The following is a 17,216-nucleotide window of genomic DNA, read 5'->3' as shown; positions in this document are numbered from 1 at the left end:
TGGCGATAGACATTATACCAGAAAAGGGAGGTCAATGCTCTTTTTATAGCAAATTTCCCTTAAAATCAAGGTTTTTATTAGATTTTGCAACAAAAAAACAGGTAGTTTTTGACACTACCAATCATCAAACGGAGGTAATGGAAATGATTTTAGCTGATAAGATAATCAGACTGCGAAAAAAGAATGGCTGGTCGCAGGAAGAACTTGCCGGGAAAATGAATGTGTCCCGTCAGGCGGTATCCAAATGGGAAGGTGCGCAGGCTATCCCCGATCTTGAAAAAATTTTGCGGCTCGGTGAACTTTTCGGTGTAACCACCGACTATCTGCTCAAGGATGACATAGAGGACGAAGAATTCACAGATCCCAATCTTGACTCCAGTGTAAAGCGTATCACACTCGCAGATGCAAATGAGTTCATGGAATGGAGGAAGTCAGCATCTATCTGGATTGCCACGGCGACCTTCCTCTGTATTCTGTCAGTCATACCGCTTTTCATTCTCGGCGCAGCATCAGAGATTCCTTCTGTTGGTATATCGGAGAATTTTGCCGGCGGTGTTGGTCTTATCGCTTTATTTAGCATCGTTGCGATTGCAGTGGGCATTTACATTTACACCGGCATCAAGAACGCTCCCTATGAGTTCCTCGATAAAGAACCCTTTGATGCCGAATACGGCGTCAGAGGGATGGTACGAGAAAAGCAGAAGGCGTATCGGAATACCTATGTAAAGGGAAACATCATCGGTGGATGCTTTTGTGTTCTTTCCCCCATTGCCCTGTGTGCAGGTGTTTTTACCGAAAACGAATTTTTGATCACTGTGATGCTTTCGGTTACTATGCTGATTGCAGGCATCGGTGTTGTCTTCTTTATCATCGCAGGCGTCCGTTGGGCCAGTATGCAGAAGCTCCTCAAGGAAGGGGAATTCTCTGTTCAGGGGAAAAAGGTAAGCAGAGTAAAAGAGTCCATGGGGACAATATACTGGCTTGTCGTTACGGCTGTTTATCTCGGATGGAGTTTCGTTACAAACAGCTGGCACTCGACTTGGATCGTGTGGCCGGTTGCCGGTGTCCTCTTTGCGGCAGTGATGATACTGTGCAATCTGTTTGTCGATAAAAACCATTGAGCTTGGCCTTCAGAATCCATGTGCATGAAAAGCGATCCCCCTTTCTTCATCAAGGGCAAAAGAGAAAGGGGGGTTTTTCTAATTCAAGATTCCACTTGCACAGTAAACGTTAGCCCGTCCGCTGTCGGGCAAAGTTGGGAGGTGGGGATTAAGGGTCCGTCAGCTCCAAATCTCTCGCCACCATACCGTGAAACATGTCCATCGCCCATGACAGTTGCGCCGGATCTGTGTAGGAGGCGATCACGGAGAGCAGGCGGGGGCCAGCGACAACCTGAGCGAAAGCCTGAAAGAAGACTTGCCCCTCTTCCTCCATCCGTCCCAGGGAGACAGCGCGGCAGATGCCGTTTCCCACGGGAAACTCCTCGGGCGTCTCATCGGTGAATAGGGTAAACATCTCTTCGATAAAGGAGGCATTGCCGTCTTCGGAGACCCCGGAGAAAATTCGGATGCGCCGCCAACCGTCGGGCTCCGCGTCATAAAAGACATGGTGGACACGGCCGTTGATCGCATCCCTGCGGTACAGGAAAGATCCGGGAATCGAGATTGTAACATGGCCGATGGTATAATCCAGACGGCCCCGGCGGTAGCCGATGGGGTATTCCGACACATAGGGGGGAAGCGTTTGGACATCTATGGGGGGATGTCGGTTTAGCTTACACAGCTCGAGATATTCTTCTTTTGGAAATGGGAGCGTGGGGGAAGCGGAAGCGGCCAGCTCCAAATAATCCAGAATCGTTTCGTTGATCTTTTGATCCTCCTCGCTTCGGATCCCCGGGCGAAAGCAGCAATCCTCCCATAGCATAGTCAAAGCGTTATTGCGGTAAAACCGGCCGTCGATGCGCTGATGGAACCAAATGAAAAATTCCTCTGCAAAAGGCCGTATGCCAACCTCTTGTACTTGCTGAACCACAGACGCAATGGAAAACCGACCGGTGGGAGTGTCAAAGGTGCCCCCGACAGACTCTGGACAGGGGGCATCGAGCGAGCGGCACATGACCATGCTCTGCGGAGGGCCAGATCCCCGCAGATAGCACTCGCCAATGGCGACGAGCTGCCTCAAATGATGCTCATAGGCCGACTGAAGCTCCGCGAAATCTCGATGGCCGTAGTACCCTGTAGCGTCCACCATGCGAATGTCGAGCCCGGATCTTGCCACAAAGACGTCGATGAGCTGGATCAGATAAGCGTGGTACCCGGGCCCCGCCGGGCATCCGGAAAAGTCGCCCACGAGAAACGTCGTAGTCCCCTTCACTGTCTGCCTTTTCTCAAAGGACAAGATGAGATGTCCCGTGTGCATAAAGGAAAGGAGCATACAGTCCTCCTTGTCCTCGACTGCATGCCCGAACTCCCTAGCAAGCCCCCTCAATAATTGCCGGCAATCCTGCTCCTGTGGTATTGGCGTATCGAATACAAACCCGATCATGGTGTTCTCCTTTCTTGTATTTATGAAACACCATAATTATATCCGATACAGGTTTGCAAAAACAGAACATCCCAAGTCAAAAAAGTGAGAAAATTTGACATGAGAGATCAAGTTTTTTGTCTTTGTTTGTAAATATTATGTGAACAGGGATACACGGCAGCTCTCGAATGTATAGGGAGATACGCAATGGCTTTGTGCGAAGATCCTTGTAATTTACTAGGATTTATGGTATAATATGCGAAAAGGGTGGAGCCAAGCCATCGGCAACAGTGGAGCTCATGCGAGCGCTGTCGCACTGTTGCCGGCGATTTGGTGAGCGAAGCGAACACGGAAATCTTTGCAGTTTCGTGTGTGCCCGGATGCCGTCAGACATATCTGGCGGTTCCAACAATTGCGCTGCGCTTCGAGATACGGTTGACGCGATTGATATGACATAAAGTAAAACAGGAGTGGAATGAATGAAAAATAACGATACGATGGACCAGATGGGGTTGCAGGGCGAGGGCCTGGACGCCAAAGATGTAGAAGCTAGAGAGATCCTCCTGTCCAAGAAGGATGAGCAATGGGGCGAAGAGGCCGGTGCCGGGGAGCCGGTTCGAGACTATCATGAACAGAGCAGCGCGGCGTCGGCAGACCTGACGGTGACAGGAGAGTACAGCGCTAGTCAGATCCAGATTTTGGAGGGACTGGAGGCGGTCAGACGCCGGCCAGGCATGTATATAGGCAGCACATCAGCCCGCGGGCTGCATCATCTAGTCTATGAGATCGTGGACAATGCAGTTGATGAAGCATTGGCGGGATATTGTGATAAGATTGCCGTCACGATCAACGAGGACAATTCCATAACGGTCATTGACAACGGGCGAGGAATCCCGGTGGATATCCAGCCCCAGGCTGGAATTTCCGGCGTCGAGGTCGTCTATACCATTCTGCACGCCGGCGGAAAGTTCGGCGGTGGAGGATATAAGGTATCGGGAGGTCTCCACGGCGTTGGCGCCTCCGTTGTGAATGCGCTCTCTGAGTGGGTGACAGTCCAGGTCCATCTCGGAGGAAAGATCCACGAGATCCGCTTTGAGAGAGGGAAGACGGTACAGCCTCTTCATGTTGTGGGTGACACGGACATTACAGGGACCCGCGTGGATTTCATGGCGGACAGTGAGATCTTTGATGAGGTCAACTACGACTTCGAGACCCTTCGGCAGAGATTGCAGGAGATGGCCTTCCTGACCAAGGGACTTAACATTGAGCTAACAGATCTGCGCCCTGGGCTGGAGCAGCAGATGACCTTCCACTATGAAGGCGGAATCCGAGAGTTTGTGGCGTACTCCAATCGGAATAAAGAACCCATCTACGATAAGATCATGTACGCCGAGGGCATGAAGGATAATGTATACGTGGAGGTCGCCTTCCAGCACAATGACTCATACAATGAAAATATCTTCAGCTTTGTGAACAATATCCATACGCCGGAGGGCGGGACGCATCTCGTTGGATTTAAAGCTGCGTTCACACAGGTTCTCAATGATTACGCCCGAAAGAATGGGCTGATCAAGGAGGCGGATAAGAATCTGTCCGGCGAGGACGTCCGAGAGGGACTGACGGCTGTTATCAGCGTAAAGCTGGAGGAGCCGCAATTTGAGGGACAGACGAAGCAGAAGCTTGGGAACGCGGAAGCGAGAGGGGCTGTGGCCGCGGTTTTAACCGATGGACTGACCTTTTTCCTCGAGCAGAATCCTCAGGTCGCAAAGCTGATTCTGAGCAAGGCGATTTTAGCTTCCAGAGCTAGAGATGCGGCGCGGAAAGCGAGGGAGCTCACCCGGCGCAAGACGGCGCTGGAAAGCACCAGCTTGCCCGGTAAGCTGGCCGACTGTTCTGACAAGGACCCGAAGAACTGTGAGATCTACATTGTTGAGGGGGACTCCGCCGGGGGCAGCGCAAAGTCCGCAAGATCAAGACAGACGCAGGCGATCTTGCCCCTGCGGGGCAAGATCCTTAACGTGGAGAAGTCACGGCTCGACCGGATTCTCGGCAACAATGAGATCAAAGCCATGATCACGGCATTCGGAACCGGAATCTCGGAAGATTTCGACATCAGCAAACTGCGCTATGACAAGATTATTATCATGACCGATGCCGACGTTGACGGGGCCCATATCCGCACCCTCATGCTGACATTTTTCTATCGTTTCATGCCGCAGCTTATCGAGCAGGGAAAGGTCTATATCGCGCAGCCGCCCCTTTTCCGCGTGGAGCGCAGCAAAAAGGAAGTCCATTACGTCTACAACGAGAAGGAACTGGACAAACTGATGGAGCGCCTAGGCCGGGATGAGAACAACACGGAGATTCAGCGGTACAAAGGGCTGGGAGAGATGGACGCCGAGCAGCTCTGGGAGACAACCATGGACCCGGCTAAGAGAATCCTTCTCCAAGTACACCTGGACGACGCATCGGCGGCGGATCAAATCTTCACCATGCTCATGGGCGACAAGGTGGAACCGAGGCGGGAATTCATAGAAGCCCATGCGAAGTTTGCCAAAAATATCGATATATAGGAACGAGGGGTAACCACAGATGGATGAAAATAGCAATAAGCAGCACGACCGGATCGAGGTTGTCGATCTGGAACAGGAGATGCGCAAGTATTACATCGATTATGCCATGAGCGTTATCGCGGCCAGAGCGCTACCTGACGTCCGGGACGGGATGAAGCCAGTGCATCGGCGCATCATGTACGCCATGAGTGAACTGAATTTGAGCCCGGACAAGCCCTACCGCAAGTCCGCGCGTATCGTCGGTGATACCATGGGTAAGTATCATCCCCACGGCGATTCCTCTATCTATGATGCCATGGTGCGAATGGCGCAGGATTTTTCCACCCGCTATATGCTGGTGGACGGACATGGCAATTTCGGCTCCGTCGACGGGGACGGCGCTGCCGCCATGCGATACACGGAAGCCAGGCTCTCCAAGATCTCCATGGAGCTGCTGGCGGATATCAACAAGAATACAGTGGATTTTGTGCCCAACTTCGATGATTCCCTGAAAGAGCCATCGGTACTGCCCTGCCGGTTCCCCAATCTTCTCGTCAACGGGACGGGCGGCATTGCCGTCGGCATGGCCACCAACATTCCACCCCACAATTTAAACGAGGTCATCGACGGCGTGGTCAAAATCATCGATAACTATACGCTGGAGAACCGGGAGACGACCATGGAGGAGCTGCTGGCAATCATCAAGGGGCCAGACTTTCCGACCGGCGCCACCATCTATGGCACCCAGGGGATTGAGCAGGCGTACCGCACCGGAAGAGGGCGGGCGGTAGTCCGCGCGAACCTGGAAGTCGAGGAGATGCACGGAAACCGACAGCGCATCGTAGTATCGGAGATCCCGTATCAAGTCAACAAGGCGCGGCTTGTGGAGCGCATCGCAGAGCTGGTCAAGGAGAAAAAGATCGAGGGGATCTCGGACCTGCGCGACGAGTCAGACCGGAGTGGAATGCGGATAGTCATCGAGTTAAAGCGGGACGCCAATGCGAAGCTTTTGGTCAATCAGCTCTATAAAAATACACAGTTGCAGGATACCTTCGGCATCAACATGTTGGCCCTTGTGAATAATGAGCCAAAGACGCTGAATTTGAAGCAGATGTTGACCTACTATCTGGAACACCAGAAGGATGTGGTGACGCGCCGCACCCAATATGATCTGGAAAAGGCACAGGCTAGAGCCCATATATTGGAAGGCCTGCTGAAAGCGCTGGACTATATCGATGAGATCATCCGCATCATCCGCGCATCCAAGGTGGTGGCGGAGGCCAAGGAAGGCCTCATGAACCGGTTTGATTTCACCGACGCGCAGGCGCAGGCCATCGTCGATATGCGGCTGCGAGCGCTGACGGGTCTGGAGAGGGAGCGCCTGGAGAACGAATACAATGAACTGGAAGCCAGGATTGAGGAATACCTGGCCATCCTGAGCAATGAAAAGATTCTATATGGCGTCATCAAAGAGGAGCTTCTGGTGATCAAGGCAAAATATGGCGATGAGCGCCGGACCTTCATCACCTACGAAGAAGGGGAAATCAATCTGGAGGACCTTATCAAAAATGAGCGCAGTGTCATCACCATGACCAACCTAGGCTATATTAAGCGCACATCGCTGGACATGTACCACAGTCAGAACCGTGGAGGAAAGGGAATCAAGGGGATTGAGACCCGGGACGGCGATTATGTCAAACAGCTGTTCATCGCCTCCACCCACGACTATCTCATGTTCTTCACCAACAGGGGCAAGGTCTACCGGATGAAGGCCTATGAGATTCCGGAGGCGGGCCGGACAGCCAGAGGGATCGCCATCGTCAATCTGTTGTCCCTGGATGGGGAGGAGCGCGTCAGTGCCGTAATCCAGGCGAAGGACATGGAGGAGCACGGCTATCTGCTCATGGCCACGCGGGGAGGACAGATCAAGAAGACGGACCTATCCGAGTACAGCAATATCCGAACCAATGGGTTGATCGCCATATCTTTGCAGGAGGGGGATGAGCTCATTGAGGTGAAGAAAACCGATGGACGAAACGATGTCTTTATGGCTACCCGCAAGGGACAGCTCATCCGTTTCAACGAGGCAGATGTGCGGGCGACTGGGCGCAGTTCCATGGGCGTCCGGGGGATCACCCTCAATGAAGAGGATGAAGTGATAGGAATGCAGTTAGGCAACCAGGGCGACTCCGCGCTGGCGGTGACGGAAAACGGCATGGGAAAACGCACGGCTCTCTCCGAATTCTCACTGCAGCACCGCGGTGGAAAAGGCAATCTGTACTACCGGATTACCAAAAAAACTGGCGATGTGGTGAGCTTCAAGCTCGTCAATAAGGAACAGGATTTGATGCTGATCACCGACGGCGGCATCATCATACGCCTTAGGGTGGAGGATATCTCCGAGATCGGGCGGATCACGTCGGGCGTCAAGCTCATGGGTCTGGAGGGCGACACAAAAGTTGTCAGCATCGCGAAGATCCGTGAAGAGCAGGTCGAGGAGGATACCGACGACCCACTGGCCGGCATGGATTTTGACGACGTGGCGCCTGAGGACGAGTAAACAAAAAGCAGATACAGCTGGATGCGCATAAGAGAGAGGGATTGTTCATGAGATCAGGTCGGCAGACGACATCCACCGGAAAAACCATGATGGGCAGATTCCTACAGAGTGTTGGCATCCTGTTGTGTCTGCTTGTTTTCATATCCCCCACTGCCATATTGGGGAGCAGCATCCCTGCCAACAAGGCGGAGCAGGGAGATCTTGAGGAAGGCGGCAACCAGGATATCACGGATATCGAGCTTAAGTACAACGCCCTAGATCAGATCAACGCAATCAGGAGTCACATGGGGCTACCCGGATTTTCCATCGCATCGGCCCTCAACAATATGGCGAAGAACCATAGCCGCTACATGAGCTCCGGCAATATCACCAGCTGGGAAGAAAACCCGGACGATGCCGGTTTCACCGGCGTCTACCCCCTGAATCGCGCCCAGTACTGCGGGTACGACAAAGGATATGTTGTGGAATTCAACGGATATCGGAAGAAGGATTACCAGGATTTTTTAGAGTCGTGCTTGCAGGACCCGATTCTGCGGATTTCGCTTCTTAACCCCTCCTATACCGATATCGGGTTTGGAAAGGAAGGCGAGTATTACTGCATCGTCGTGGGGGGAAGTTCCGACCAGACAGACGGGCAGGCACAACTTGTGATCTACCCCTACGCAGGGCAACAGGATGTCAAAAATGTAATGGCCACCAGTCTCACGAAGCGCCCGGAGGATATGTCTGTGCTTGCCGGTCAGGTGGGCTTGCCCATTACCCTGAGCTATTACAGCGCAGGCAAGCGGGAACTGCGTTTTGAGAATGTAGAGGTGTCCGTGACGGGCTCCAAGGAGGGGCAGGACTGGGACGTGCAGATCCGCTATATGCTGCCGCAGAGTGAGCGGGACTTGTGGTACAGCATGATCATGTATCCGGATGAAAATTTTCGGACCAATACGAAGTATACCGTCAAGGTTCGGTTTGAGGTCTGGCATCAGGAAGAATTCCAGGAGATTGTGCAGGAGGAATGGTCCTTCACAAGCGCTGGTTCAGCCTACATTGGGGAAGTGACGAAGATGGCAGCGCTGGAGTATCTGGCGCAGGCAGTGGAACTCCCTGTCCAGGAGGATATTCTCGACACAGTATCGGAGCCATACCAGGATCTGCTCCCCAGCCAATTGAGTGAGGAGGACGTGGCGCTGGCACAGATCGTGTATACGCTAAAGGAAGCGGGCGTGCTGGGAGATTCCGCGCTGCTGGACCGGTTTGGATATACCACGAGGGAACAAGCTGTCATATGGCTCATGCGGATCCTTGAGATCTATGGAGCGCCGATTTACAACTCTGTCGTTCTCAATTATCGGAATACCTTCGAGGATATCAACCAGTGCTCAGAGGAGGGAAAGCCTTATGTGCAGCGGGCGTATCAGCTGGGATTGATCCGCGACCAGGGCGGCGGCGTCTTTGCCCCGCAGAGCTATATTACAAAGGCGGAGATGGAAGAGCTGGTGGCACTGGTGAAAGAGCGAGTCACCATTCCATGGCCCCAGGGGGAGGAGGAGCCAGAGGAGTCGGGTCGCGAAGATGAGGGGTTATAAAAGAAAGGAGTGGATTGCATGAATTTTGAAATGTTGCACCCGGCGGATCAAATCGTCATGATCATGAACCGGATTTATAGCTATGGGATGACAACCACATCCGGCGGGAACCTATCCATCATGGATGAGGAGGGCGTTATGTGGATAAGTCCCAGCAGTATCGACAAGGGGAGTCTGCGCCGGGAGGACATCATGCGGGTGCTGCCGGACGGGACGATTGAGGGGATCCACACTCCCTCGGTTGAATACCCTTTTCACCGGGATATCTACCGCAAACGGCCAGACCTGAAGGCGGTTTTGCACGCCCACCCGCCGGCGCTGGTAGCGTTCAGCATTGCCAGGAAGACGCCGGACACAGCACTGATTCCCAACGCAAGGCTGTTGACCGGCGATATTTCCTACGCGCCCTATGCGACTCCCGGCAGCCAGCAGCTGGGGGATAATATCAGCGCAGAGTTTGAGAAGGGCTACAACACGGTGATGATGGAAAATCACGGCGTCGTGATCGGTTCGGATCAGGGACTTTTCAAGGCCTTCATGGTCTTTGAGACGCTGGACTTTTGCGCGCGCCTGGAGATCAACGCCCGGACCATTGGAAAGACGACGAGACCTTTATCCAATGCGGAGTTGGAACTATTTCAACAGAAAACTCACCCGGCCCTCGGAGAGTTTGAGGCGGAGGGGCATACCAGCAAGGAACTGGAGATACGCCGCGATATGTGCCGGATGATCAGCCGGGCGTATGACAATCAACTCTTTACAAGCGGACAGGGAACATTCTCCTGCCGGCTCCCCGACAACTCTATGATCATCACGCCCTACGCCATGGACCGCAAGTACCTGAACCCGGAGGACCTGGTTCTGGTTCGAGAGACTCCAAAAGGAACCCTCCGCAAGGAGGCTGGCAAGATACCGTCCCGGTCGCTATTGCTGCACCATGAGATTTATCGCCAGCATCCGGGGATCGGGGCGGTGATCGTGGCGCATCCTCCCAATATCATGGCCTTTGCCGTCACAGAGTGCTCTTTTGACGCGCGGCTCATACCCGAGAGTTACATCATGCTGCGCACCGTTGCCAAATATCCTTTTGGCTGCACCTTCCTGGAGCCGGATCGGTTGGCGGAGGAGCTGCGGGAGGAGAATCCGGTGGCCATCATCGAGAATGACTGCGTGATCACCACAGGCGAGACGCTGCTAAAGGCATTTGATCGCCTTGAGGTCATGGAGTATAGCGCGAAATCAGTCATTGACGCGGCATCGCTGGGCGGAATCGTCAAGATTTCCAGCGCGGAAGTGGACGACATTGAGGACGCCTTTGGCTTACATTAGAAAAGTGGAGGAAAGGAAACATGACACAACTGGAGAAAGCATTAGCCCTTCATGAACAGTGGAGAGGAAAGCTTACCATCGAATCCAAGGTGAAAGTCGATTCCAGGGAGCAGCTTGCCCTGGCATACACACCGGGGGTAGCGGAACCCTGCAAAAAAATTCGGGATAACAGGGACGATGTCTACACGTATACGATGAAGGGCAATACAGTGGCGGTCGTCACAGACGGGACAGCGGTGCTGGGGCTGGGCGATATCGGCCCGGAAGCCGGTCTGCCGGTTATGGAGGGAAAGGCCGTCCTGTTTAAAGAATTTGCCGGCGTGGATGCATTCCCCATCTGTCTTGCCACCAGGGATACCGAAGAGATCATTGAGACAGTCAAGCGGATCGCACCTGGCTTTGGCGGCATCAATCTGGAAGATATCGCAGCGCCCCGATGCTTTGAAATCGAGCGGCGCCTAGCGGAGGAATTGGATATCCCAGTGTTTCACGATGATCAGCATGGAACCGCTATTGTTGTGCTGGCGGCTCTGATCAATGCCCTGCGCGTCACCGGAAAGACCAAAGAGGCGGCGAGAGTCGTTGTCAACGGTGCAGGCTCTGCGGGAATCGCCATCAGCAAATTATTGTTGGCGGATGGATTTGCCGATGTCACCCTGTGCGACCGCGCAGGAATTTTGGAGGCGGGAATGGCGGGCATCAACTGGGCGCAGGAGGAGATGATCCCCCTGACCAATCCCAGGGGGTTAAAAGGAGGGTTGGCGGATGCCATGCGGGGCGCCGACGTCTTTGTGGGCGTTTCGGCGCCGGGAATCGTGACGGCGGAGATGGCATCGTCCATGAACCAGGACGCCATCTGCTTTGCCATGGCCAACCCGGTACCGGAAATCATGCCGGATGTGGCGAAGGCCGCAGGGGTTCGGGTCGTGGGAACCGGCCGGTCTGATTTTCCCAACCAGATCAACAATGTCTTGGTGTTTCCTGGTCTATTTAAAGGCGCGTTAAAGGCGCGGACGAAGATTACCGATGCCATGAAACTGCGGGCCGCCTATGCCATCGCGGATCTTATCCCGGAAGAGGAACTGTCAGAGGAGTGCATCATAGCACAGCCCTTTGACCCGCGGGTTCCGGAAGCGGTGGCACAGGCGGTCATGCGTGAGGCTTAAGGCGCGGAGCAATCGCTCCAGAGCGGAGATTACAATGAAAAGGCGCTTGCAGAGGAGGCGAAAAAGAGAAGATGGCAAAAATTTTGGCGCTGGATTCCGGCACCACCAGCGTGCGCGCCATGGTATTTGACGAGCGCGGCCGCGAGCTGGGAATGTGTCAGCAGGAAATTCAGCAAGCCTATCCTCACACCGGATGGGTGGAGGAGGATCCCATGGAGATTTGGGATAAGCAGATGCGGGTGTGCGCGCAGCTGTTGAAACAGCTGAATATGGAGGCCAGGGAGATTGACTGCATTGGGATTACCAATCAGCGGGAGACGCTGGTGGCATGGGATCGGACTACCGGAAAACCCATCTATCCCGCCATCGTTTGGCAGTGCCGCAGGACGGAGGCGTACTGTGGGCAGCTCAAAGAAAGGGGGCTGACCGAGTGGTTCCAGACAAAGACAGGATTGATCCCGGACGCTTACTTTTCCGCGACAAAGGCCGCCTGGGTTCTACAATATGTGGAAGGCGCCAGGGAGATGGCGGCCAGAGGTGATCTGCTCTTTGGCACCATCGACACGTGGCTGATCTGGAATGCCACCGGCGGTAAAACCTATGCCACGGATTATTCCAATGCATCCCGCACCATGCTCTTTAATATTCAGGATTTGGATTGGGACGCGGAGATCCTGGAATTCTTTGGTCTATCGCGGGACAATCTGCCGCAGATATACGAGAGTGGCGCTGACTATGGCGTTGTGAGATCGGATATTCTGGGCGCGCCCATCCCGATCACGGCTGTTCTGGGAGACCAGCAGAGCGCCTTATTTGGGCACTTGTGTCTGGAGAAGAGCGAGGCCAAGTGTACATATGGCACAGGCGCGTTTATTTTAGCCAACATCGGGCAGAAGCCCATTGCATCGAAACAGGGACTTCTCACCACTGTCGCGTGGGGATACAAGGGCCGCGTGGATTACGCCTTTGAGGGCAGCATTTTCATGGCGGGCGCAGTGGTCGGGTGGCTTCGGGACAATCTGGGCATTATCCGCAAGGCGTCAGATACGGAGGCCATGGCCACATCGGTGCCCAGCAGTGAAGGCGTTTATTTCGTATCCACCTTTCAGGGGCTGGGCGCACCCTGGTGGCAGAACGGCCGCCGGGCCAGCATTCAAGGCATGAGCCGCAAAACCAATGGGAACCACATCGTCCGAGCGGCGTTGGAATCCGTGGCCTACCGGGTGCGCGATGTGGTGGGAGCCATGGAGCGGGAGATGGGAATGCCCTGCAAGACACTGCGTGCAGACGGCGGAATGACAGCCAATCACTTTTTAATGCAATTTCAAAGCGATATTTTACAAATTCCCGTGAGTACGGGGACGGAGGCGGAAGTCACCGCCCTCGGGGCGGCCTACATGGCGGGACTCGCCGGTGGCGTCTGGCGGGATGCCGCAGAGCTGGCTGGCTTTGTGGCGGAGGCCGAGCGGTTTTATCCTCAGATCAGTGCGGTAGCCGCCGATGAGCTTTACGATGGTTGGCTGGAGGCCATCGGCATTTCCGCCAAAGAGATAACATAAAAGTACAAAAATTACCTGCTTTTGTCTATACCAAAACAAAAACAAGGGTGCTATAATGAAGTCGAAATACAGGAAACAGCCGATTGTAACCACGTGCTTATAAATGACAATTGAATTAAGAATCTTTTAAGTGTCTGCCGCGGCCGACGACTGCGGCAGAAGAATAGTGAATGGGGTATAAGCCTCAACGGAACCGCCGCTGTAAGCGCAGAGTCTTTGTTCCTTGACGCAAGTCAGTCACTGGGAAACTGGGAAGGCAGAACAGAGACGCAGGAGAGATGGATGTTCTCCCTATGCGCGAGTCAGAAGACCTGCTTAAAAGATGTGCCAGAATGCGCCTGCGATATTTGGGTGCTGGTACACGCTTATTTGTGTGGGAAAACGGCCGCGCAGCCAAATGGGTTACGCGGCTTTTTTTAATGAAAAAAATTGGAGGCAAAGTATGAAATCACGACAGGTAAAACAATGGATGGCTTTTTTATTGGCAATGGGGCTGGTGTTATCAGCTTTGGCGGGCTGTGGCAAACAGAGCAAGGAGTCGTCAGAGGCAAACGCCTCTGTGGGCGATTCTTCGGAGGTGTCCCAGGAAGAGTCTTCCCAGGCGGAGAGTTCTGATGCGGATTCCGCCGCTGAGGATGTGGACGGCGAGCTGGTTTTCGACTACACGCTGGAGCTGGAGTATGCCACAGGATTCCATGTGGACTACTACAAGGGCGGATATATCATGTTCACCGCAGGGTCTGAGGCCGACCGGCAATTTCTCATTGTGCCGGAAGGAAAAAGCGTTCCAAAAGATTTGGATGCGTCGGTTTCCGTCCTGCAAAGGCCTATCGACCGGATTCTCATGTCCAGCAGTGGAATGGCCTCTCTCTTCGCAGCCTTCGGGGGATTGGACCATATCAAGCTTGTGAGTACCGATATCGACGGCTGGTATGTCGAGGATGTTGTAAAGAAGATGGAGGCGGGCGAAATTTCCTTTTCTGGTAAATACAAGGAACCGGATTACGAGATGATTACAGCCAACAATATTCAGCTGCAAGTCGATACCACCATGGTCAATAGCTACCCGGAGGTGCTGGAAAAGTACACAGAATTGGGGATCCCCTATATCGTGGAGACCTCATCTAAGGAGGATCACCCTCTGGGCCGAGTGGAATGGGTCAAGCTGTGGGGAATCATCTGTGATATGGAGGAGGAAGCCAACGCCTACTTTGAAGAGCAGAAGGCCATTGTAGAGAGTGTTACATCTGCGGAGAAGTCCGACGTCACCATCGCCATGTTCTATACCACCAGCAGCAGTGGAAAGTGCTACGTGCGAAACGGCGGCGATTACATGGCGAAGATGATCGATTTGGCTGGCGGCAAGTACAATCTGGCGGATCTCAATCCGGACAAGACCGGCACCAGCACCGTGACCTTCGAGGAGTTGTATGCGTCCATACAAGATACGGATTACATTTTCTTTGTCAGCTTTTCCGATAAATATACAACCTTGGACGAGATGATTGCCGGAAACGAGTTGTATGCTTCCTGCAAGGCGGTGAAGGAGCAGCACGTTTGGTATACGTCGGCTGATTTCACCCAATCCACGGCGGCGATCGGATCGATCATCAAGGATATGAATGACATCATTGCCTCTGGAGGTACAATCACGACAGAGCATTTGATCAAGATGGAGTAAGCTTCCCTTGTGCGGCCGGAGGCAGTGCCTTCGGCCATATTTCATATTTGGAGGTAAAATTGTGAAACGAGACCGTGTCAAGACAGTTTTTCGCTATGAATGTATTATCGTGGCGCTGTTTCTTCTTTTCTTTGTCTTGGTGATTGTCAATATCAATTCTGGAACGGTGTCCATTCCGGCAAAGGAGATCATCCGAATCATTCTACTTCGAATCCGAGACGAATCGGTGGAGAGTAATATTATCTGGAAGATCCGGCTTCCCAGGATTCTGCTGGCCGCGATTTTGGGAGGTGCACTTTCTGTATCGGGTTTTCTGTTGCAGACCTTCTTCCGCAACCCCATAGCCGGACCCTTTGTTCTGGGAATCTCATCGGGAGCGAAAATGGCGGTGGGATTTGTCATGATCATTGCGCTCCAATATTGGAAGAGTGTGCCGTCCTCGGTCATGGTGGCGGCGGCCTTCGTCGGGTCACTGCTGGTCATGGGCATGGTTCTTCTATTTTCCCAACGGATCGGCAGTATGTCCATGCTGCTCGTCATCGGCATCATGGTCAGCTACATATGTTCTGCGATTACGGATTTCTTCATAACCTTCGCAAAGGAGACGGACGTGGCCAACCTTACATCCTGGTCCATGGGCAGCTTTTCCGGCGCCTCCTGGAGCAATGTTAAGTTTTCGGCAGTCCTCTGCCTCTTTGGTCTGGTGGCGGCCTTTCTACTGTCGAAACCTATCGGCGCATATCAGCTGGGAGAAGGGTATGCACAGAGCATGGGAATCAACATCAAGGCCTTTCGAGTCGCGTTGATTCTCCTGTCAAGCTTATTGTCCGCCTGTGTCACGGCTTTCGCCGGTCCCATTTCCTTTGTGGGCATCGCGGTTCCCCACATTACCAAAATGCTGATGAAGACATCCAAACCCGCTTGGATTATCCCGGTCAGCTACCTGTGCGGTTCAGTATTTTGTCTGTTCTGCGATCTGATTTCCAGGACAGCCTTCGCGCCGACGGAGATGGCGATCGGCACCGTGACGTCCATCTTTGGCGCGCCGGTGGTGATCTGGCTCATGATCAAACGCAAGAAAAATGCCTGAGAGGAGGGATCGCATGTATTTTCGCACGGAGGATCTGGCGGTAGGATACCACAAGAAGGCGTTGATCCATGATATCAACATCGCCATTGAAAAGGGAAAAATTCTGACGCTCATTGGGCCCAACGGATCAGGCAAGTCTACGATTCTCAAAACCGTCATCAAGCAGCTGCCAAAGATTCGCGGGAAGATCTATATCGATGGCGTGGATCTGGATGAGATGACCAATCACCAATTGGCGCAGCAGGTGGCCGTTGTGTTGACGGACCGAATTCGCACAGAGCTCATGACATGCGGGGAGGTTGTGGCGACGGGGCGATACCCCTATACCAATCGCCTTGGCAAATTAACCAGGCGAGACCATGAGATCGTGCAAGAATCCTTGCGGAGGGTTCACGGGGAGGAGCTGGAGGATCAGGATTTTTCAGCGATCAGCGATGGACAGAGGCAGCGGATCATGCTGGCGCGGGCTATCTGCCAGCAGCCGCAGATGATTATTTTGGATGAGCCCACGGCATTTTTGGATATCCGCCACAAGATCGAGCTGCTGGATATTCTCCGGGAGATGGCGCAGGAAAAGGGGATCACGGTCATCATGTCGCTCCATGAGATTGACCTCGCCACCAAAATTTCGGATTACGTCTGCTGCGTCAAGGGAGAGGTCATCTCAAAGTGCGGACCGCCGGATGAGATCTTTGACGATCAGACGATCAACAGTCTCTACGAGGTGAGCCATGGGTCTTACAATATGCTCATGGGCAGTGTGGAGCTGACGAAGCCGGAGGGCAGTCCAAAGGTATTTGTCGTGGCGGGGGACGGGAGCGGTATTCCCTGTTACAGAGCTTTACAGAAGAAAGAGATTCCCTTTGCCACAGGCCTCCTCTATGAAAATGATGTGGATTATCAGGTGGCAAAGGAACTGTCGGACCGGGTAGTCAGCACCCCGGCTTTCGCACCTGTGGAGGAGGAGAGACTCCGGCAGGGAGAATCCCTGATTCGGGAAGCATCGCTGGTCATCGACGCAGGCGCCTGGGAGGAGCGGGGCAATGCGTATAACCGTCAGCTGCTGAGGGTGGCAAGAGAGGCGGATATACCTGTGATCCGCGATTATCCGGCGTGGCTGAAAGACGGTCAACATTCAATAGAGGCGGCCGCGAAGGCGGCAGAACGGAGGTAACG

General features: G+C 53.6%; 11 protein-coding genes and 1 riboswitch. Of the genes, 10 read left to right on the top strand and 1 reads right to left on the bottom strand.

What is annotated here, in order from left to right:
- Positions 1 to 143 precede the first annotated feature (143 nt).
- Entirely contained in the window at positions 144 to 1,121 is a 978-nt protein-coding gene (locus H8730_RS12910) for a helix-turn-helix domain-containing protein (RefSeq protein ID WP_177718911.1), read from the top strand.
- A gap of 148 nt (positions 1,122 to 1,269) precedes the next feature.
- On the opposite strand, the gene H8730_RS12905 is transcribed toward H8730_RS12910, so the two are convergent.
- Positions 1,270 to 2,544 carry a hypothetical protein gene (locus H8730_RS12905; RefSeq protein ID WP_177718914.1) on the bottom strand — a complete coding sequence of 425 codons (1,275 nt, stop codon included), beginning with the start codon at positions 2,542 to 2,544 and terminating at the stop codon, positions 1,270 to 1,272.
- A 641-nt stretch (positions 2,545 to 3,185) separates the two neighbouring features.
- Here H8730_RS12905 and gyrB point away from each other — a divergent pair.
- The 9 genes from gyrB (at position 3,186) to H8730_RS12860 (ending at position 17,214) form a co-directional block, all read left to right on the top strand.
- Positions 3,186 to 5,096 carry a DNA topoisomerase (ATP-hydrolyzing) subunit B gene (gene gyrB, locus H8730_RS12900; protein ID WP_346726582.1) on the top strand — a complete coding sequence of 637 codons (1,911 nt, stop codon included), beginning with the start codon at positions 3,186 to 3,188 and terminating at the stop codon, positions 5,094 to 5,096.
- A 19-nt stretch (positions 5,097 to 5,115) separates the two neighbouring features.
- Positions 5,116 to 7,635 (top strand): DNA gyrase subunit A, encoded by a 2,520-nt coding sequence (gyrA, locus tag H8730_RS12895; protein ID WP_177718916.1) that lies wholly within the window; start codon positions 5,116 to 5,118, stop codon positions 7,633 to 7,635.
- A 47-nt stretch (positions 7,636 to 7,682) separates the two neighbouring features.
- Positions 7,683 to 9,215, top strand: a complete 1,533-nt coding sequence (locus tag H8730_RS12890) for a CAP and S-layer homology domain-containing protein (RefSeq protein ID WP_177718918.1) — start codon at positions 7,683 to 7,685, stop codon at positions 9,213 to 9,215.
- A gap of 18 nt (positions 9,216 to 9,233) precedes the next feature.
- Positions 9,234 to 10,544 (top strand): class II aldolase/adducin family protein, encoded by a 1,311-nt coding sequence (locus H8730_RS12885; RefSeq protein ID WP_177718921.1) that lies wholly within the window; start codon positions 9,234 to 9,236, stop codon positions 10,542 to 10,544.
- 20 nt (positions 10,545 to 10,564) lie between these two features.
- The gene (locus tag H8730_RS12880; protein ID WP_177718924.1) at positions 10,565 to 11,710 is read left to right on the top strand and encodes an NAD(P)-dependent malic enzyme; all 1,146 of its coding nucleotides are present in this window, start codon (positions 10,565 to 10,567) and stop codon (positions 11,708 to 11,710) included.
- A gap of 71 nt (positions 11,711 to 11,781) precedes the next feature.
- Positions 11,782 to 13,269 carry a glycerol kinase GlpK gene (gene glpK, locus H8730_RS12875; RefSeq protein ID WP_177718926.1) on the top strand — a complete coding sequence of 496 codons (1,488 nt, stop codon included), beginning with the start codon at positions 11,782 to 11,784 and terminating at the stop codon, positions 13,267 to 13,269.
- A gap of 111 nt (positions 13,270 to 13,380) precedes the next feature.
- Positions 13,381 to 13,602: riboswitch (cobalamin riboswitch) on the top strand.
- Positions 13,603 to 13,711: 109 nt separating this feature from the next.
- Complete coding sequence (locus H8730_RS12870) at positions 13,712 to 14,950, top strand: ABC transporter substrate-binding protein (protein ID WP_177718928.1); 1,239 nt, start codon at positions 13,712 to 13,714, stop codon at positions 14,948 to 14,950.
- A 61-nt stretch (positions 14,951 to 15,011) separates the two neighbouring features.
- Complete coding sequence (locus H8730_RS12865; protein WP_346726581.1) at positions 15,012 to 16,040, top strand: FecCD family ABC transporter permease; 1,029 nt, start codon at positions 15,012 to 15,014, stop codon at positions 16,038 to 16,040.
- Between the two features lie 13 nt (positions 16,041 to 16,053).
- On the top strand, positions 16,054 to 17,214 hold the full coding sequence (locus H8730_RS12860; RefSeq protein ID WP_177718930.1) for an ABC transporter ATP-binding protein: 1,161 nt from the start codon (positions 16,054 to 16,056) through the stop codon (positions 17,212 to 17,214).
- The last annotated feature ends 2 nt before the right edge of the window (positions 17,215 to 17,216 follow it).

The sequence above is a fragment of the Bianquea renquensis genome (assembly GCF_014384895.1).
GTDB lineage: Bacteria > Bacillota > Clostridia > Lachnospirales > Bianqueaceae > Bianquea > Bianquea renquensis.
Note: the sequence above shows the minus strand (reverse complement) of the source record. Positions and strands in the feature narration are given on the sequence as shown.

Coding starts and splice junctions, on each gene's coding strand:
- H8730_RS12910 (WP_177718911.1), top strand. CDS start 144: ATGATTTTAGCTGATAAGATAATCAGACTGCGAAAAAAGAATGGCTGG.
- H8730_RS12905 (WP_177718914.1), bottom strand. CDS start 2,544: ATGATCGGGTTTGTATTCGATACGCCAATACCACAGGAGCAGGATTGC.
- gyrA (WP_177718916.1), top strand. CDS start 5,116: ATGGATGAAAATAGCAATAAGCAGCACGACCGGATCGAGGTTGTCGAT.
- H8730_RS12890 (WP_177718918.1), top strand. CDS start 7,683: ATGAGATCAGGTCGGCAGACGACATCCACCGGAAAAACCATGATGGGC.
- H8730_RS12885 (WP_177718921.1), top strand. CDS start 9,234: ATGAATTTTGAAATGTTGCACCCGGCGGATCAAATCGTCATGATCATG.
- H8730_RS12880 (WP_177718924.1), top strand. CDS start 10,565: ATGACACAACTGGAGAAAGCATTAGCCCTTCATGAACAGTGGAGAGGA.
- glpK (WP_177718926.1), top strand. CDS start 11,782: ATGGCAAAAATTTTGGCGCTGGATTCCGGCACCACCAGCGTGCGCGCC.
- H8730_RS12870 (WP_177718928.1), top strand. CDS start 13,712: ATGAAATCACGACAGGTAAAACAATGGATGGCTTTTTTATTGGCAATG.
- H8730_RS12860 (WP_177718930.1), top strand. CDS start 16,054: ATGTATTTTCGCACGGAGGATCTGGCGGTAGGATACCACAAGAAGGCG.